Source organism: Chondrinema litorale (assembly GCF_026250525.1).
GTDB classification, from domain to species: Bacteria; Bacteroidota; Bacteroidia; order Cytophagales; family Flammeovirgaceae; genus Chondrinema; species Chondrinema litorale.
Genome location: NZ_CP111047.1, coordinates 1 through 18,831 on the forward strand (window position 1 = coordinate 1; position 18,831 = coordinate 18,831).

The 18,831-nt window shown below is 35.8% G+C and carries 13 protein-coding genes; 6 read left to right on the top strand and 7 right to left on the bottom strand.

The features are described from left to right. Positions 1–129: 129 nt before the first annotated feature. The 4 genes from OQ292_RS26225 to OQ292_RS26240 all read left to right on the top strand — a co-directional run bounded on the left by OQ292_RS26225 (position 130) and on the right by OQ292_RS26240 (position 5,385). The gene (locus OQ292_RS26225; RefSeq protein ID WP_284687271.1) at positions 130–732 is read left to right on the top strand and encodes a hypothetical protein; all 603 of its coding nucleotides are present in this window, start codon (positions 130–132) and stop codon (positions 730–732) included. Further along, positions 733–1,779 (top strand): sensor histidine kinase, encoded by a 1,047-nt coding sequence (locus tag OQ292_RS26230; RefSeq protein WP_284687272.1) that lies wholly within the window; start codon positions 733–735, stop codon positions 1,777–1,779. Further along, on the top strand, positions 1,769–2,470 hold the full coding sequence (locus OQ292_RS26235; protein WP_284687273.1) for a LytR/AlgR family response regulator transcription factor: 702 nt from the start codon (positions 1,769–1,771) through the stop codon (positions 2,468–2,470). The genes OQ292_RS26230 and OQ292_RS26235 overlap by 11 nt, the downstream gene beginning before the upstream one ends. A gap of 263 nt (positions 2,471–2,733) precedes the next feature. Further along, positions 2,734–5,385: a glycoside hydrolase family 2 protein gene (locus OQ292_RS26240; protein ID WP_284687274.1), complete on the top strand. Its 2,652-nt coding sequence runs from the start codon at positions 2,734–2,736 to the stop codon at positions 5,383–5,385. A gap of 68 nt (positions 5,386–5,453) precedes the next feature. On the opposite strand, the gene OQ292_RS26245 is transcribed toward OQ292_RS26240, so the two are convergent. The 4 genes from OQ292_RS26245 to OQ292_RS26260 all read right to left on the bottom strand — a co-directional run bounded on the left by OQ292_RS26245 (position 5,454) and on the right by OQ292_RS26260 (position 11,734). Beyond that, positions 5,454–7,670: a PAS domain S-box protein gene (locus OQ292_RS26245; protein ID WP_284687275.1), complete on the bottom strand. Its 2,217-nt coding sequence runs from the start codon at positions 7,668–7,670 to the stop codon at positions 5,454–5,456. A gap of 126 nt (positions 7,671–7,796) precedes the next feature. Further along, a complete protein-coding gene (locus OQ292_RS26250) occupies positions 7,797–8,570 on the bottom strand; it encodes a hypothetical protein (RefSeq protein ID WP_284687276.1) in 774 nt (257 codons plus the stop codon). A gap of 98 nt (positions 8,571–8,668) precedes the next feature. Further along, on the bottom strand, positions 8,669–10,102 hold the full coding sequence (locus OQ292_RS26255) for a sialate O-acetylesterase (RefSeq protein WP_284687277.1): 1,434 nt from the start codon (positions 10,100–10,102) through the stop codon (positions 8,669–8,671). A gap of 198 nt (positions 10,103–10,300) precedes the next feature. Then, positions 10,301–11,734, bottom strand: coding sequence for a sulfatase family protein (locus OQ292_RS26260; RefSeq protein ID WP_284687278.1), 1,434 nt, complete (start codon positions 11,732–11,734; stop codon positions 10,301–10,303). A 243-nt stretch (positions 11,735–11,977) separates the two neighbouring features. Here OQ292_RS26260 and OQ292_RS26265 point away from each other — a divergent pair, with 243 nt between their 5' ends. Both OQ292_RS26265 and OQ292_RS26270 read left to right on the top strand, forming a co-directional pair. Beyond that, the gene (locus tag OQ292_RS26265; RefSeq protein WP_284687279.1) at positions 11,978–12,886 is read left to right on the top strand and encodes a sigma-70 family RNA polymerase sigma factor; all 909 of its coding nucleotides are present in this window, start codon (positions 11,978–11,980) and stop codon (positions 12,884–12,886) included. A gap of 57 nt (positions 12,887–12,943) precedes the next feature. Next, positions 12,944–13,414 (top strand): carboxymuconolactone decarboxylase family protein, encoded by a 471-nt coding sequence (locus OQ292_RS26270; protein ID WP_284687280.1) that lies wholly within the window; start codon positions 12,944–12,946, stop codon positions 13,412–13,414. A 344-nt stretch (positions 13,415–13,758) separates the two neighbouring features. Here OQ292_RS26270 and OQ292_RS26275 read toward each other — a convergent pair whose 3' ends face one another. The 3 genes from OQ292_RS26275 to OQ292_RS26285 form a co-directional block, all read right to left on the bottom strand. Continuing rightward, positions 13,759–16,101 carry a glycoside hydrolase family 3 N-terminal domain-containing protein gene (locus OQ292_RS26275; RefSeq protein ID WP_348970668.1) on the bottom strand — a complete coding sequence of 781 codons (2,343 nt, stop codon included), beginning with the start codon at positions 16,099–16,101 and terminating at the stop codon, positions 13,759–13,761. A gap of 141 nt (positions 16,102–16,242) precedes the next feature. After that, positions 16,243–17,652, bottom strand: a complete 1,410-nt coding sequence (locus OQ292_RS26280; protein WP_284687367.1) for a glycoside hydrolase family 30 protein — start codon at positions 17,650–17,652, stop codon at positions 16,243–16,245. A gap of 135 nt (positions 17,653–17,787) precedes the next feature. Beyond that, positions 17,788–18,645, bottom strand: a complete 858-nt coding sequence (locus tag OQ292_RS26285) for a PKD domain-containing protein (RefSeq protein WP_284687281.1) — start codon at positions 18,643–18,645, stop codon at positions 17,788–17,790. Positions 18,646–18,831 lie beyond the last annotated feature (186 nt).

Here is an 18,831-nt window from a genome sequence, read left to right on the forward strand (position 1 = left end):
ATCTCGCTAATACCCTTAATAAATCATCACTCTCTCACATTGTTCAACCTCAAACTGATGGTGTACAACAAAAAAAGTTGATTGTTGCCGGTAGCTCATCTTTATTTATCAAAAAAAACAAATACAAAGATGAAGCTTAGATCCATTCTACTCGTATTAATTCCTGTGGCAATTTTTTCTAGTTGCACAGTACTTTCTTTTTACCCACTTTACACCGAAAATGAGCTGATTAAAGACGATCGCATTTTGGGTGAATGGCAAACCACTTCTGAAAATATGAATACAGAAGACACCATTCGATGGAGCATTTCTTTTATTCAGAATCAAGATAATACCAATAAGTATACTTATACTTTAAATTTGTATCACCAAAAAGAAGAAACCGATAGTGCAAAATTTCTGCTGCACATTGTTGAGTTAGATGGAAATACCTATCTAGATTTCTTCCCTGAAGAAGGAAAAGTCAACAACGATTTCTTTACCATTCACCTCATTCCTGTACATACTTTTGCCAAACTGGAAATTGGCGACGAACTTAAAATATCTTGGTTCGATTCGGATTGGTTAGAAAAACTGTTCGAAAACAACAAAATCAGGATGAAACATGAAAAAACTAAGGATGTAACGCTTTTGACAGCCAAACCGCAAGAACTTCAAAAGTTTATTATTAAATATGCCAACGATGAGAAAGCATATAGCGAATACATGAACTACACCTTAAGTAAACTGTAGATGTACATACAAAAACTGCCATCTAAAAACCTTTACAGAATAGCCTTGCATATTCTGTTTTGGTTGTTTTCTTTTTTTACGGTTAACTATGTTTTTTCTATTACTGATCAAATCACCACCATTGATTATTTGTTTACAGGGCTTTTTCATATCAGCCTTTTGGTGGGGGTATACATCAATCTAGAGATTCTAATTCCACTGTTCTTTCAGAAAAGGAAATACACAGCTTACTGTACGCTGCTCGCAATTGATGTTATTTTTACTAGCTTTCTAAACATACTCACATTTAACTGGCTTGCTGATTTAATTTTTCCAGATTACTATTTTATAGCTCAGTTCGAAGCGCTGGAAACAATCATAATCGTATTTGTATACTTGTTAATTACTAGTTTGCTAAAAATTTCTAAATCGTGGTTTATGCTACAAGAGTTAAATCACAAGCTTAGCAAAATCGAGAAAGAGAATATAGAAAGTCAACTAAATGCTTTAAAAGCACAGATTAATCCGCATTTTCTATTTAACAGCCTAAATGTTTTACATTCTTTGGCGCTTAAACAGTCTACCGAATCTCCGGATGCTATTATTAAATTGGCCGATATTTTACGCTATGTGATTTATGAATCTAATAAAAGTACTATTAGTGTGGAAGATGAAGTGAAGTTGATCGAAAATTACCTGAGCTTGCAAAAGTACAGGATAGACAGTTCGGCAAAAGTGTGCTTCGATACCAATATTCATCAAAACAACCAGATTGCTCCTATGCTTTTTTTACCTTTGGTAGAAAACAGTTTCAAACATGGAATTAAAGGTGATCTGGCTGAAACTTTTGTGAAAATCCATTTGCAATCCGATCAAAAGCAAACACAATTTAAAATTGAAAACAACAAAGGTGAACACGATGAATTTGATGCCGGATTTAAAGGTGGAATTGGCATTGCCAATATTAAAAAGCGCTTGGGATTAATCTATCCACATCAACATAGTTTACAAATTAACGAAACTGAAAACCTGTTTAAAGTTAGCCTTACTATCCAACATGAGAATTAATTGCATAATCGTAGACGATGAGCCTGCTTCTAGAGAAGTATTAGAAAAGTTTATTTCAGACTGCCCTACTTTAACTTTATTACAGAGCTGCAAAAATGCCTTCGAAGCCTCAGATGCTATTAATCAATTTGATTTACAGTTGATTTTTTTAGATATCAATATGCCCAAACTTTCGGGTATTAAGTTTTATAAATCACTAGTAAATCCGCCATTTGTAATATTTACTACTGCATATCCGGAGTTTGCTGTAGAAGGTTTTGAGGTAGATGCCATCGATTATTTATTAAAGCCCTTCCCTTTTGAGAGATTTTATAAAGCAGTAAACAAAGCATCGGAAACAATTATTAGCAAAAGCTCTGAAAGCAAACCGCAAGAATTTATCTTGTGGAAAGCTGATAAAAAGATACACCGTGTTTTGCTCGATGAAATCAATTATTTAGAAGCCATCGGAGATTATGTAAAAGTGCAATTTGCAGACAAGTCTATTATGGTGCATAATACTTTTCAAAAGCTACTTGCCCAATTGCCTGACAATAAATTTGTGAGAGTGCACAAATCTTTTGCGATTGCTCTTCATAAACTAGAAACCATAGATGGCAACAGAATCATTCTAAAAGGAAAATCTATTCCAATTGGGCAGACTTATCGCACAGATTTTATGGAATTAATTAAAAACCAAGGTTTATCCTAATTGGGGCATTATCCATATAATTTATGCCTAATTCCATTAATTTGTCACAATTCTTCTACTCTATAAGTCTAAATCAATCTACTAAATTTTAGCTATTAAATATAAGTTGTTGATTTTCTGATGATTACATCTTAAATTCAGAAGAATTTTAACATAGCGTTCACGAATTAAAAAAATTCAAGAAAGAATAGCTATATTTGGACGTGTGCGCACACACAAGCTCACACAACCTATTATTATTAGTCCATAGTAAGTGCAAAACCATGAAATTGGATACCCCCAACAAAAGACAATTAATTGCATTAACCCTGATATTCATTTTTTCAGGTTTAATTAAACTACAAGCACAAGACCAGTACGAGCTTACAGGAGACTGGGTGTGTAAATCAATTACAGAATTTTCTGATAACGGAGAAACCATTTCGTCGAAAGATTACAGCGTTTCTGGCTGGATGCCTGCTACCGTTCCAGGAACTGTGCTCACCACTTTACTCAACAACGAGAAAGTGCCTGATCCTTTCTACGGAATGAACAATGAGAAAATTAAAGACATTTACGAAACTGGTAGAGACCATTATACTTACTGGTTTGTAAAAGACTTTGAAGAAAAAGCAGGTAAAAACGAGCAAGTTTGGTTGCACCTAAGAGGTGTAAACTACAGCACCGAAATTTTCTTAAACGGTAAAAAAGTAAACAAAGAAACGCACTACGGTATGTTTCTTCGCCAAACTTACAACATTACAGACCTGCTTGACTCTAAAGGCAAAAACAGATTGGCTGTAATTGTTTATCCTCCAGATCCAGTAGGTAATCCAAATGGCGGACAAGGTGGTGATGGCCGTATCGCAAAAGGTGTTTCTCACCAGTATGTAGCTGGTTGGGACTGGATACAACCAACAAGAGACAGAAACACTGGTATCTGGGATAAAGTTTTTATTGAGAAAACAGGAGCTGTAAATGTAAAGAACCCGCATATTGTTACACTTGTACCAGGTAAAAGAGATCCGAAAGCGAAAGAGCAAGCTCCTGTAAATATTAAAATTACGGCTGAGGTTGAAAACCCAACTTCATCTGCTATTTCTGGTATTTTAAAATATACTTTAGAAGGTAAAGAAGTTAGCCAAGATGTAACTGTAGCTGCTAATAGCACTAAGCTTGTTAAGCTTGCAGATTATGAGATGCAAAATCCGAAACTTTGGTGGCCAAATATGTATGGTGAGCAAAATCTATATGATATAGAAATCTCATTTGTACAAGGCAAAAAGACTTCTGATTCTGAGAAAGTAACTTTTGGTGTAAGAGAAATTCAAAAAGAATGGAACACCAAAACCCAAAGTGCTCAAATCAATGTAAACGGTCAAAAAATATTTATTAAAGGTGGCAACTGGATTATTTCTGATGCGATGTTGCGCTTTACTGATGAGAGATACGATGCTGAAATTCGCTACCACCGCGACATGAACCTTAACCTGATTAGAATTTGGGGTGGTGCGCTTACAGAAAGACCAGAGTTTTACCAAGCTTGCGATAAATATGGTATGCTTGTAATTCAAGACTTTTGGATGTCTGGTGATTGTAATGGTAGATGGTTTGACCCAATGAAAGCAGAAGACCAGTGGACAAGAAGACAATATCCTGATGACCACAATCTTTTCTTAACTTCTGCGAAAGACATGGTTAAGATGATCAGAAATCATGCTTCACTAGCTATGTATTGTGGTGGTAATGAAATCACTCCTCCAGAAGATATTCTTATTCCTTTAAGAGACGAAATCTTACCAGAACTAGATGGAACTCGCTGGTTTATTGAATATTCTAACTCAGACAGTATGTCTCTAAATACACTTGGTGGAAATGGTGACGGACCTTATGGAATTCAGCCAATTAGTATGTTTTGGGATCACCAAACATTCCCATTCAACTCAGAAGTTGGTTCTGTAGGTGTTGGTGATATCGAATCTTTAAGAAGATTTATTCCAGAGGAAAACTTAACTCCTCCTACTTACAATGACGAAACTGTAGACGATGTTTGGGCTTACCATAAATACATTGGTTATGGTGCACATGTAAGACCTTATGGTGATGCTAAAGATGCTAAAGACTTTGGTGTAAAAGCGCAGTTGATTAATTACGATCAGTACCGTGCTCTAATGGAAGGTTTTAGCGCTCATATGTGGGATTGGTATTCTGGTAGCATCATCTGGAAAACTCAAAACCCTTGGACTGCCATGCGTGGTCAGATGTACGATTATTATCTTGACCCAAACGCTTGTTTATATGGTTTAAGAAAAGGTAGTGAGCCATTACACATTATGTATAATCCTACTAGTGGGATGGTTTATACTGTAAACAATTCATTTGAAGCACTCCGTAGCATTATGCTTAAAATAGAAAGCATAGATATGAAAGGTAACAAAGAAATGCTTACTCAGGTATTTGTTGGAATGGAGCCAACATCGAGCAAGAAAATTCTTTCTGTAAAACCATTTCTTGATAAAATAGCGAAAGAAGAAGGTGTTTTCTTAAACTTCCAATTGCTTAATACTGACCAAGAAGTATTATCTGAAAACTTTTATTGGGTACCAAATGCAAATGGTGAATACACTGGATTAAACAATATGGCAGAAGCCAAAGCTTCTATTACTGCAAAACAAACCGAAAAAGGTAAAATCGCAGTGACTCTTAAAAATGACGAAAGTAATCCTGTTGCATTCTTCAACAGAGTTGCTTTAATCGATGGTACCACTGGAAAAAGAATATTACCTGTTTTTTACGATGATAACTATGTTTCTGTAATTGCGGGAGAAGAGAAAACAGTGATATTAGAATTTGATCCAGAACTCGCTGGCAAAAATGCAAAAGTGACAGTTGAAGGATGGAACGTTCCGAAACAAACGATTGACATTATTGACTAACTTGCAAACTTCAATTTACGCTTCATGAAAAAGGCTGGTATTACACCAGCCTTTTTATTTTTTCATCATTACATTATTAAAGTTTTTGGTGTATTAGCCTCAGTAAGTGGTCTGGCAAATAAAGCTATCGCAATTATCTCTTCTTCGTTTGCAGATCTAACAGGGCTGTAAACTACATTATAAAATCGCTCTTCACCGGCTACATTTCTTGATAAATTCACTGAAAAATTTTCACCATTAAAAGCACTTTTATAAAATTCTTTATGATGTTCCCATTCTTCTACATCATCAAAAAATAAAGACATATTTATTCCAGTCTTAATCTCAAAACCTTCTGATCTCCACAACTTATAAAACCTTTCATTATAAGAAATAAGGTTATAATCTCTATCTAAGGTAAAGATTTCATCTGGTGCCGCATTAATTAAATTTTCTAAGAAAACACTATCATTATCGGTAGAAACAGATGCTTGGAACTTCACTTTTTCTTCTAGCTGTTTCTTTAGTTCCTCTGTATCTTTTATTGCTTGAATATCTATTAAAGAGCCTGCAATTCGAATAGGTTTTCCATCTTTGTCTCTCAAAGTATTACCTACAGCGCGAAACCATCTGTATGTTCCATCAATCAGTTTCAATTTATATTCAACATCATAAATTGTATTACCAGAATAATCTAACAAATGCTTATTAAATGCATCTATAGTTCTTTGTTTATCATCAGGATGCAATAAATCTGACCAAGAATGTAAAACATTAGGGAAATCTTCTTCACTCTTGTAACCCAACATTTCTCTAAAATTATCTGTCCAGATAAATGGTGTGTTATCATCAATATTCAAATCACTTGGAACAACCATATCCCATAAACCTTCAGTAGTGGTTTTAGCTGCCAAATTAAATCTCTCTATCAAATCAGAAGCTTCTTTTTGTTTACTCAAGAGTTCTTCTTGTGTACTAGACAATTCTTCCATGCTTTGTAGAATTGTTTCCTCCTGAGCTTTCATTTGTTCTGCCTGTTGCTGGCTTTCCCATAAAAGTTTTTCACTATTTTGAATAGCTTCTTCCTGTTCTGTTACATCCTTAGAGAAAATAGCAATACCAGATATATTATTATTTTTATCCCTCAAAGGACTGTATATCACCTGCATATACTTAGTCTCTCCCCTAATGATAGTTGATTCAGATTGAGAAATAAATTCACCGGATAAAGCTCTGTCCCACAATTGTTTTTGTTTATCTACTTCTAAAGCAGTAGCATTTTTGTAAGAATCTAGTAGACTATCACCCACTTGCAGATCATGTTTATACTCTGTCCAATTCTTATAAAATGCCTTGTTAAACATCTTGAATTTATACTCGTGATCAATTACGAATACAACATCTGGGGTAGAGTTTATTAAATCATTCAGTAATTGTTCTTTGTCTTGAATTTCCTTCATTACCCGCTGCATCTCCTCCTGAGTAGCAGAAAGTTCTTCCATATTCTGGCGTAGTTCTTCTTCTTGAGACTTTAAACTTTCAGCTTGTATTTGACTTTGCCTCAACAATTCCTGTGTCTTTTCATTTGTCTGAACAGTAGATATTACAGAAGCTATATTTTCTCCTAACTTTTCGAGAAATTCTATTTGATAAGATTCAAACTTTTTGAACGAGGCTAGCTCAACTATACCAAGTACATCTTCATTTATTTTTAGGGGAACAATTACAATAGAATTTGGTGGAGCCTCACCTAAACCAGAAGTAATGGTAACGTAGTTTTCTGGAACATCTAATAAGAGCAATGTTTCTTTTTCGAGATAGATTTGCCCAATCATCCCTTCACCAAAACTAAATGTTTTTTCTAAGTATTTTTTTCTATCATAGGCATAACATGCTTTCTGTTCTAATAGCTCTTTTTCTTTATCTACAATGTATATCGCACCCTGATTAGCCTTTAAGTACTTAACCAGATTACTAATAGACTGAAAACAAGTTTCATCTAAATCGTGTTGATTTGTTCTTAATATTTCACTAAATAAAGCTAAACCTTCTGTTACCCATTTTCTTTGAGTTTCAGTTTTGTTTAATTGCTTTAGTTGATTTCTCATACTAATTAATGAACCCGGTAAAGACATTGGGTCTATACTGTCTTCATCAACTCCCGGATATGTTATATTCAACTCACCTTGTTCAATCTGTTTTACAAATAAAGTGGCTGAATTTATTTCTTTTTGAAGCGTAATTGAGGTTTTCTGTGCTTTATCTAATTCTGCTCTAGAGGCAAAACTACCCGATAGCTTAAACATGATCAGTAATTTAGTTAATTATCCAAATTGTTATATAATTAACTAAGTCACTCCTGAAAATATTATAAAAGTAATATTATGTTTAAGAATATTTATATTTTGTAATTCCTGAAATATGAAGTATAATCAAAAATCGTATTTCACCCCTTTCGGCAATGGTTCTACCCTCAATTTCATCCATTGTCCATCCACTTTAATTACTACAATATCATTGTCTTTATCGTAAAACATGGTTCCGTCTTCACCATCTCTCAACGATACATAATTCACATGCTTTGCACTTTCTACAGAGTTAGTTTCATCATCTCCTTCGGGTTGGTCTTTTCTAATGTTGTCTTTCCCAATTTGCCCAAGTGTAAGCGCATTGCTTAACTTAAGCGAACCGTAAAACACTGCTTGGTCTCGGCTAAACATAAATGAATGATGTCTTACATCAGACCCAATCTTAAACCAGTTATAGGCAGGTGCTGAATGATTGTATACCGTTCCATAATAATACATTTCGGCAACTGGCTTCTCCAATTCTGTATGTTTATTTACAAGCATGGTGATACGAGACTTGTCATCTCTAGCATAACCTTCAAACACATGAAAGCCCCAGCGCTTGCGGTTTTTCTCATTTTCATTCCCTCGAACTTGCACCATATAAGGAGTGCTAATAATTCCATTAATAGTGGTGTACATCGGAGTGGTATGTTTATCGAAACCAAAATTATAACCCCTATTATTCCACTTATCCCAAGTAGAATCTACATCCGATTGAATCTCTGCTCTGTAAGTATTTTCTGAGACTTTTACCATCTGGTAATACTTCATCGCATCAGAAAGTACCGTATTATCTTGAGCAAAAAGCCCTTGAAGAATTAAAAAGCAAGTTGTAGTTAAAAAAAGGCATTTCATTTATAGAGTAATTTTAATGGTAGATATTTTATTATACAGTGTGCTATCTCTGATTTTTACCTACCATTATTAGCATTATTATGAAAAAAGAAATTCTGTTACTTCATTTCCCAGTCATCTGTTCTGAATGAAGAAGCCGGCAAACCTTCTGTGTTAAATAATTCACCCACCACAAAATCTTGGAAAGCATACCTTACCGCAACAGGATTAGGAACTGATGGAGAATAAACCGAAATCCCTTCGCCAGTAATAAAAGCTGTTGCTGGGAAAAATCTTTGGTTCTCTCCTGCTATCTCGAAGTTTTCTAACTCTTTGCCATAAGTAGTTAAACCATGTTCGGCATGATCGAAAGTCAACTTGGCAATGCTGCCATCAACTTTCATTTCTTTTAAAATTGGACCTGAACATTCGAATCCTTCTTGCCCATATGTTTGAGTCAGCGCCAAATAAGCCATCCTTTCACCAACCACTTGCTTATTTGCTGGGTGTATGCAATGCTTTTCACCAGCATCCATCAAACTCACCATACCCATATTCGGAATTGCAGTAGATACTTTTAGTTGTGCTTCTCGGATATACGCAGAGTTAAGCGCATCTTTTCCATAGAAATAAGGAGCAATTTGTGCATAATAGAATGGGAAATCTCCAATGCCCCATACCTCACGCCAGTTTTCTACAAGACCTGCCATTAGCTTTTCATATTCCTTTGGTTCATTTCTATTGGCCTCACCCTGATACCACAAACCTCCACGAAGTGCATAACCCACCATTGGGTTTATCATCTTATTAAATAATGATGTAGGATCTTGATGCTGAGATTCTTTTTTGTCTTTTTCAGGTAATTTTACCCAATCGTATTGTTTAAGCTTTTCTTCACTCATCCAAGGTTCAATTCTGGTTCCTCCCCAACTTGTACAAATTAAGCCAACAGGTACATCGAGCGATTCGTTAATCATTTTACCAAAAAAGTAAGCTGCTGCACTAAAGTCCCCTACATTTTCAGGTTCACATAACTTCCAATCTCCTTCAAAATCATCAACTGGTTCTAAGCTTCTTTCTCGCTTTACAGTAAACAGTCTGATGTTGTTATTTTTTGAAGTTGCAATTGCTCTATTTGCTCCAATAATTGGCTGGTTTTTATAACCGAGCATGGTCATTTGCATGTTAGATTGACCTGAACAAATCCACACTTCTCCGATTAATACATTATTTAATTTGAGTGTTTTTCCGTCGGAAATGGTGATTTGATATGGCCCTCCGGCTACAGGAGTGGCTACTTTTACTTTCCACTTTCCATCTTTATCTGCCGTAGCTGAATAGGTTTTTTTGTTCCATGAGGTAGTAACACTTACCTTTTTGCTTGGTGATGCTTTGCCCCAAATTGCTGCGTCTGTTTGTTGTTGCAAAACCATGTTGTCTCCAAAAATGGCAGGTAGTATAACCTCTGCTTTTATCTCTAAAACAAAGAATAGCAGCAGAGTAAATAAGCAGGTTGCTTTTGTAATTTTGTTGATCATAGTTTCAGTTTTCATTTTAATTGTGACATCAATATTATTCAGGCTCCTAAAGCCTTTTGCCTGATTCAATTATTCACAAAACATATTTACTTCGTTTCAATCAGGCATCTTATTCAAATTAGAAATAGCACTTTTCTCTATCAAGCTAACATATGCTCAAATCAGACCTTAATCTGCTGAAGGTTGATTTTTTACCTTGAAATTGATAGAAAATCAATTGCTTTCTTCCGGAAACCACTCTGTCTGATACACATTTTTTAAATCCGCCAACTTTTCTGCATAACCTGCAGAATCTGTAAAATGAGTCGTTTCAAAAGGATCTTTATTTAAATCGAGTAATTGCTCTTCAATGCCTGTAAAATCGTATCGCAAATATTTGTAGCCATCTTCGCTTACTACCATTTTACCAACTTCACTTTCAACACCTAAATACTTGCGCCAATCAGTGTTGCTACCTTCCATTAAAGGACGCAAACTCTTTCCTCTCGGATCAGCTTTGCCTGCTACACCCATATAATCACACAAAGTCGGCAATAAATCGAGTCCGTTAGATACCAAATGCACAGAATCAACTTGTCCAGATGGAATTTGGCCTTTCCACATCGCTAAAAAAGGAACATTGGTAGCTTCTTCATACATGGTACTTTTATGCTCCATTCTGTGAGCAGCATCCATCTCACCATGATCGCTAGACAACATCACCAAAGTATTTTCTTCTGCACCTTGTTCTTTTAATGCATCCAAAATTACCTGAATGTCATTGTCTACCACTTCAGCCAACCTACAATAAGCCCATCTGTGCATACGCCAATCTTCATCAGAATAATTCATTCTCGCATTATTTCTGAAATTCCGATTGGTTAATAGTTTTTTTAATGCCTGTGGTTCACCTATTTGCACTTCGTAATTAGGCGGCAATGGCGGGCAATATTTTGCATAAAATTCTTCTTTCGAAACACCTTCGGGAATTTGCATCGCCTTATCCAACTCAGCAATTTCTGTAACTCCCTTGTTCACCAACATAGAATCGAAAGCAGTCTCGGCAAAATCGCGAATGGCCATGTAACAGATGTCGTGCGGATTAATTAGCGATACAATCATAAAATAAGGTTTTTCATGATTGCCTTTTATGTAAGAGGCTGCTTCTTGAGCCAATATATTTCTTTCGTTATCACTAATATCCGTAAAACCCAAAGTATCTGGTCGCAATGGTTTGGGCAGATGTTCTTTACCACCAAAAATTATATCATAACCTGCTTGTTTTGCATAATTGGCAATAGTGCTATTCCAAACCTCCTCTGATACTTGACTCACTCGGTTGGCTCCCCAGTTTTCTCTTACTGCATTACCTTTTTCATCATCGAAATATGAAGGGAATCGACCTGTAATCATACTGATTCTGGCAGGTGAGCAAACCGGATTGGTTGTATAAGCTCTTGTAAACCGGATTCCATTGTTGGCGATATAATCCATCGCTGGTGTTTTTACCCACTTATTGCCTGCACAGCTCATCATATTTGCATGCTGCTGATCGGTATAGATGTAGATGATGTTGGGTGGTTTTACTACTGCTTCTCTTTGTCTGTTGCATGATGCAAACATCAAAAAACACAAAAGGTAATAAGGGTATGATAAATAAATTTTCATATTTACTGATGTTCAGTTGACATAGATATCTTCGTAAATCAATATTTAGTCTGCACAAGACTCCATATTTCAAGAGCACATTGCCTGCAATTAATCAAATATACTTTTAGCAAATGCCATTGCTGTCATGCTCTCACCTAGTTTGGGGAAATTAAATCGAAATTTTTTCTTGATTTTGGTAAAATCTTGTCACGCTTTTTCTTTCAAATCTGTCAGTACTTACTGACCTTTAATAATGAGATTATGAAAACAGCATTTCTTGAAGTAAATAGTATGACTTCCATCTTTGAACAATACCAACCACAACTATTCCCCTATGCCTACAATATTCTTGGGGATTTTATGGAAGCTGAAGATTTGGTACAAGAAGTACTTAATCGCTTTTTGCTTGACAATCAAGCACATGTAGATAATCCTAAAAACTACCTGATTCGCTCGGTGATTAATCGAGCTATCAACCAGAAAAAGTTACTTCGAAAACAAAAGGAAACCTATTTAGGACCTTGGCTGCCTACTCCTGTTACCACAGAAGAAAATATTTACCAACATGCCGATAGCCAGAAAATTATCAATTATTCTTTAATGCTTTTGCTGGAACATTTGAGTCCAAAAGAAAGAGCTGTTTTTATATTGAAAGAAACCTATGATTTTACACATCCAGAAATAGCCGAGATTCTAGATATTAAAATTCCTTCTTCTCGCCAATTACTAAAAAGGGCAAAAGAAAAACTGGAAGCTGAAATGGCAGTTGATCAAATTCATCCACCAACTTTTGTATCTCATTCAGATGAAACCAATATAATTAATCAACTTACAAGTGCTATTAATAATGCTGATATTGAAGCGGTAAAAAAATTACTATCAGCAGAAGTTAAATTGGTTTCTGATGGAGGAGCAAAAACATCTGCTGCAAGAAAAATTATTTTTGGTAAGGAGGATGTAATCAAACTACTAGAAGCCATTTATGGGAAATATCTTGTTCCAAATGCTTACTCCCAATTCGCCATAGTAAACCATAAACCTTCGCTGCTTTATATTTTGGATGGAAAGGTAATTAGATGCATCGTATTCGAAATTAATAAAGGCATTGTGGAAGATATTTTTGTGATTATTAATCCTGATAAATTAAATAAACTCAATTTTTTTCACTGATTCGTCACGCTTCTTTTCTGGGAACTGTCTGTAGGGTGAACTTAAACAAAATGAAATATGACACTTAACAGAATCAGTTATCCGGAAACACCCAAAGGTTTGTACGAAGCCATGTTAAATACAGAAGCTTACATTAATAATTGTGGGCTTTCTCATACAATTATTGAATTGATTAAAACCAGAGCTTCGCAAATAAATGGTTGTGGCTATTGCTTAGATATGCACCACAAAGATGCGCTCCATGCCGGTGAGACTTTGGAGAGATTATATTTATTACCTGCTTGGGAAGAAGCTCCTTGCTACACAGCAGAAGAAAAAGCTGTTTTGAATTTAACAGATGTGCTTACCAAAATAAATGAGTCTAGCCCGCTACAAGTGGAAGAAGCCTATAATCGTATCACTAAATTTTTCAATAAAGAAGAGATTGCTAATACCGTTTTAGCCATTTGCCAAATAAACTCTTGGAATAGAATTGCCCTAAGTTTTGGCCATGTTCCAGGAAGTTACAAACCGCAATACCAAAGCTAAATTTCTATCTCAATGCCTATAACACAAAACCCATAGCTCAGGAAGCTATGGGTTTATGGATTCGAAATAATTAGTAACAAATTTCTCGATTCTCACAAAAGTATGATTCTCACAAATCGAGAATTTACACACACTATTTAACATTTCTCTGTTAAAGGTTACACCGCAATATTAAATACGAAAACATTGATTTTGAACTGAAATGTAGGTGAAGTATCCTTTTTAGAAAGTGAACTGACCACAGATTAAGGTTAAATGACAAAAAGCCGATTACCTTAAAAAGTAACCGGCTAAATAAGCTTTACAATATATTTCTCTATTTACCCTGATAGAAATTTTAATGGCTAGAATATTCTATCAACTGTATTGTAGGCTTTATCTTTAGTAATATTGAATGTCTCTTTTAATTTACCGACTTGTATTGCATACTCTCCTTCTTCTACTGTCCAACGTAGGTCTTTTGCCACAAATGCTAATTCTTGTGCTTTTACTGTAAAGCTCACTTTTTTAGATTCGCCAGCATTTAAACTGATTTTCTCGAATCCTCTTAAGCGCTTAACATCTGGCGTAACTGATGCATATAAATCTGAAATGAACAATTGAACCACCTCTTTACCTTCTCTATTACCTGTATTTTTTACGTTTAAAGTAATGGTTACTGATTCTTCTGGATCAAGATTTTTAGTACTTACTGTTAGATCAGAATATTCGAAAGTGGTGTAGCTCAAGCCAAAACCAAATGGATACTGAATAGCAAAGTCAGATTCGTAATCGTACATGCCAGCCATTTTTGCTTGCTCTTCAGATGGTTTGTGGTCGTAAGTAACCAACGTATTCGCATACATAGGATAAGTATAAGGCAGCTTACCACTCGGATTTATATCACCAAATAAAACTCCTGCAAAAGCATCTCCACCAAAATTACCCGGCAAGTATAATTGTACCACAGCAGCCATTTCTTGCTCGATTTTACTGATGAGTCTTGGTCTACCTTCATTCAAAACAAGAATAACTGGTTTGCCTGTTTTGGCTAATACTTTCGCTAAACTTAATTGATTATCAGATAAATTAAGATCGTGTAAATCTCCCGGCTTCTCTGTGTAAGAGTTTTCACCTACACACAAAACAATGTAATCTACACTAGAAGCCGCTTTTATGACTGCATCAATATTGATGTCTTTTTCTTCCCAGTATTTACCTTGCTCATTATAGCTTACACCAGCTTCGTAAACCACATTTTCTTTACCAGTTGCATTTTGAACTGCTTCTAAAATCGTGTTGTATTTAGCGGCAAATTCTTCCACTTTTTCACCTTGCCAAGAGTAAGACCAACCGCCATTGAGCGAACGCATTGAGTTCGCATTCGGGCCTGTTACTAATATTTTTGCTCCTTTTTTAAGTGGTAAAATATTATCTGTATTCTTTAATAAAGTCACTGCTTCTGATGCTGTTGCAAATGCTGCTTTCTCAAACTCTTCGCTTCCGAATTTTGGATAGTCTTTGTAGTTTGTAACTGGTGTTTCGAATAATCCCAGCTTTTCTTTCATGGTTAGAATTCTGCGAACTGCATCATCTACTCTGTCCATAGAAACCTCACCCTCATTTACCAACTCTACTAAATAATCGCAGAACTTAAAGTTATATGGAATCATAGACATATCGATGCCGGCATTAATCGCCAGCTTCACGGCTTCTTTAGGCGTTTTAGCGATTCTATCACGTGTAAAAAGATTATCGATGTCTTGCCAATCGGTTACAATTACACCTTCAAAACCCAATTCTTCTCTCAGCAATTTTATAAGAATGTCTCTATTTGCGTGAACCGGAATACCATTTATCACACCAGAGTTAATCATTACTGAATGTGCTCCTGCTTCTACCGCTGCTTTAAAAGCCGGAATGTGTCTTTCGCGAAGTTCCATTTCTGGGATGTAAGCTGGCGTTCTGTCTTTACCTGAACCCGGTACAGAATAACCCAAGAAGTGTTTTAAACAAGAAGCTACTCTTACTGGATTTCCAACTTCATTGTTTTGTCCTTCGTAACCTTTAATCATTTGCTTACCCATCTCTGTAGTTAGGTAAACATCTTCGCTAAAAGTCTCCCACATTCTCGGATATCTCGGGTCGCGACCTAAGTCTAATACCGGAGAAAAATTCCAAGGGATGGATGAAGCTCTTGTTTCGTAAGCAGTAATTTCTGCTCCTTTTTTCACCAATTCTCTGTTCCAAGTTGCCCCCTGCCCTACTTCTTGCGGGAAGAAAGTCGCTCCTGCAGTATAAGTTACTCCGTGGATAGCATCAATCCCATAAACTATCGGAATTTTTAATCTGGTTTCTTTGGTAGCCACTTGTTGTAACTGACCGATTACTTCGTGCCACTTTTCGGGAGTTCTTGCTCGGTTGTTTGCCGTATTTAGAATTGAGCCTACTTTGTAATCGATCAATGCTTTTTTTACTAGCTTGTCATCCAATTTTAATGGCTCATCGCTTACGTATTCGCTTTCTCCCTGAGTGATAACATCCAACGTAACTTGTGCCATTTGACCCACTTTTTCTTCAAGTGTCATCTTGGCCAATAAATCTTCTACTCTTTTACTTGCTTTATCTTTAGGAGGTTGGGGGGTAAGTGCTGTTGCCATAAAAGTTAATGCAAGCAGACAGCAACTGAAAATATTAAATTTTTTCATGTGTGCTTTATTTTAGTTTCATTACCAGATTTGTATTTGCTCTTCTTATGGGTTTCTAAGTTGAGCATCCTATCCAATTAAAATTACTCAATTCTTCTTTTTTATATCATTAAAAAACTCATAATCAATACCTTACATTTATCATGATTTTTGATTATTAAGAATATAGGTAGCTACCGAACTAGCAGCCTGACTTGCCTCAAATAACTCTCCTTCCAATTCGATTTGATAATCGAGTTTCTTCTCTGCATCATTAAATACAATTAAAACCACATTGCCTTCTGGTGTTTTAAAGGCTACATTCGGTAAGTCTTTGGGTAGATTTGAGTCTATTCTTTTTGATCCGGGTCTTACAAATTTAGATGCATGCGCAATGATGTAATAAGCCGGATTTCGTGTTACTTCGTTACCATCTATCGTAACTGCACCAAGGCATCGATCGCAACCGCCCCTGTCTGTATGCGGTTCCATATTTGGGTCGTTTGCCAAATTCCATTCTAGTACTGTTTTGCACCAATTTCTACTCGCTCCAACTATTAGAGTTTTTGTATGCCAATCTAAATCTACTGGGAAATCTCCCGGTGCACCAATCCATTGTTCTGTAAAATACAAGTGCTTATCTGGATGTGCTTCGTGCACTTGAGAAAGTGCATCAATCTCACCTGCATACAAATGAAAAGCAGAACCATCTACAAATTTCTTCGCTTCAGGATCATCCAAAATTGTAATCGGATAATCTGGGCGATCTGCATTATGGTCGTAAAGTATAATTTTAGTTTTGATGCCTGTTTTTTCGAAAGTTGGTCCTAAATGGTTTTTGATAAACTCTGCCTGCTGCTCTGGCAACATCAACAAACTAGGGTTATTACCCGGATGCAATGGTTCATTTTGGATTGTAATTGCATCTATTCTAATGTTTTCAGCCTGCATGGCTTCGATGTATTTTACAAAATATCTCGCATAAGCATCGTAATATTCGGGTTTTAGGCTTCCACCTCTAGTGTCTTCATTGGTTTTCATCCAAGTGGGAGGCGACCAAGGTGAACCAAGTATTTTAATATCGGGAGCTATTTTGAGAATCTCCTTCAATACCGGAATTAAATGTTTTTGATCTTCTTCGATACTGAATTTAGATAGGCTTTCATCAGTCTCTCCTTTTTCTAAATCATTATATGAGAAAGGCACTGCATCCAAATCTGATGCCCCTATACTGACTCTCAAATAACTAATCCCAATATTTTTTTTATCAGTTGCAAAAAGTTCTGTGAGTAATGTCATTCTAGCATCAGCTTCCATATTGTGGATGTGCAAAGCGCTTCCACCGGTTAAAGTAAAGCCAAATCCATCCATTGTTTGGAATTCTTTTTCTGGACTAATACTGATGATATTTTCACCTTTTACTTTGCTGGATTTTAAAGGAGATGATTGCTTTTGGAAAAGTACAGATCGATCTGAAGTAGTAAGCCAAATCTCATTTTTTACATTGTTATTTTCACCTACTTTTTCTTCTTTAACTATAGTCGAGCAACTCCAAAGAGCACTTAAAACCATAGATAAAGTTATAAAAGATCTTATTGGTAATAGTTTAGCGTTCAATGTGATAATTTTAAATTAATCGATCATAAAATTGAAGGAAGACTTCTTTGTCGGAATTCACGAGCAAAGAAGTCGATAATCACACATTAATTATTTTGTTCCTCTCAATTCTACATTATCTATCGAAATACCGGTTGTGCCTAAATCTGCACCACCAGTTTTCATTACTAAATAAATGGTTCCACTTTCTTCGAAAGTAATTAAACCACCTTCGCCCATTAGAGCACCTTCGCAAGCAATATTTGCTATATTTCCATTGAATTCTGAGTTACCACAACCGGCCCAAGTATTTAAAGCCAATTGATTTTCTGCAGATGAATAATCTTGCCCATCCACTGGTTTTTCTGTTCCAAAATAAACTTCGAACCAAACATCGGTAGCACCACTGCCAGATACATTCATGGCAAATTTGTACTGCTTGCCTGCTACTACATCAATTGCTTGGTAAACACCTGCATGCCCCCAGCTTCCACCTGTCGCTGTTAGTTTACCATCTGCCAAATTAAAACTTACACCATCGCTAATGCCAAATGTTGTCCAGTAATCAAGGGCATCTTCATCCATTTTGCTTCCCATAATTAGGTTACCCGCTACAGGATCGGTAGTTTCTACTACAATAGTTTGTACATCCGAAGTATCCATACCGCCATTGTTGAGTGTAAACAATTGCACATCGTATGAACCTTGATCTGGAAAATATGCCGTAATTACTTGATCGCCATTTGAAAATCCGTTGCCATCACCCAAATTCCAAGAACTTATAAAAGCGCCATTCGTGGTGTTGGTTAACATGTAAGTATTCGTTTCACCAGAAACCTCATCTACTGTAAAAGTTGCCTCTGGTTTTGGACCTAATTCTTGATCTGAATCATCTGGTGTACAAGCTATAAAAAGCTGTGAAGCTAAAGCTGTACACAGAAATGCATTAAATATATTTCTTGTTTTCATATAAAATCATATTTAAAATTTAATGGTTGCCTTTTCCCTTCTTCTTTTTATCCTATCTCACTAGCAGTTTTTATTAATATTTTCTCACATTTAGATTTGTAAGTAAGTGGTAGTCGGTTTTCAAGCTGGTTGATATTTGAATACTTTACTACTACCCCGACTATCCATTTCTCTTACTTACGTCCT

What these genes read in the sequence shown, in the direction of transcription:
- OQ292_RS26225 (WP_284687271.1), top strand. Translation starts at nt 130, where the DNA reads ATGAAGCTTAGATCCATTCTACTCGTATTAATTCCTGTGGCAATTTTT.
- OQ292_RS26230 (WP_284687272.1), top strand. Translation starts at nt 733, where the DNA reads ATGTACATACAAAAACTGCCATCTAAAAACCTTTACAGAATAGCCTTG.
- OQ292_RS26235 (WP_284687273.1), top strand. Translation starts at nt 1,769, where the DNA reads ATGAGAATTAATTGCATAATCGTAGACGATGAGCCTGCTTCTAGAGAA.
- OQ292_RS26240 (WP_284687274.1), top strand. Translation starts at nt 2,734, where the DNA reads ATGAAATTGGATACCCCCAACAAAAGACAATTAATTGCATTAACCCTG.
- OQ292_RS26245 (WP_284687275.1), bottom strand. Translation starts at nt 7,670, where the DNA reads ATGTTTAAGCTATCGGGTAGTTTTGCCTCTAGAGCAGAATTAGATAAA.
- OQ292_RS26250 (WP_284687276.1), bottom strand. Translation starts at nt 8,570, where the DNA reads ATGAAATGCCTTTTTTTAACTACAACTTGCTTTTTAATTCTTCAAGGG.
- OQ292_RS26255 (WP_284687277.1), bottom strand. Translation starts at nt 10,102, where the DNA reads ATGAAAACTGAAACTATGATCAACAAAATTACAAAAGCAACCTGCTTA.
- OQ292_RS26260 (WP_284687278.1), bottom strand. Translation starts at nt 11,734, where the DNA reads ATGAAAATTTATTTATCATACCCTTATTACCTTTTGTGTTTTTTGATG.
- OQ292_RS26265 (WP_284687279.1), top strand. Translation starts at nt 11,978, where the DNA reads ATGAAAACAGCATTTCTTGAAGTAAATAGTATGACTTCCATCTTTGAA.
- OQ292_RS26270 (WP_284687280.1), top strand. Translation starts at nt 12,944, where the DNA reads ATGACACTTAACAGAATCAGTTATCCGGAAACACCCAAAGGTTTGTAC.
- OQ292_RS26275 (WP_348970668.1), bottom strand. Translation starts at nt 16,101, where the DNA reads ATGAAAAAATTTAATATTTTCAGTTGCTGTCTGCTTGCATTAACTTTT.
- OQ292_RS26280 (WP_284687367.1), bottom strand. Translation starts at nt 17,652, where the DNA reads ATGGTTTTAAGTGCTCTTTGGAGTTGCTCGACTATAGTTAAAGAAGAA.
- OQ292_RS26285 (WP_284687281.1), bottom strand. Translation starts at nt 18,645, where the DNA reads ATGAAAACAAGAAATATATTTAATGCATTTCTGTGTACAGCTTTAGCT.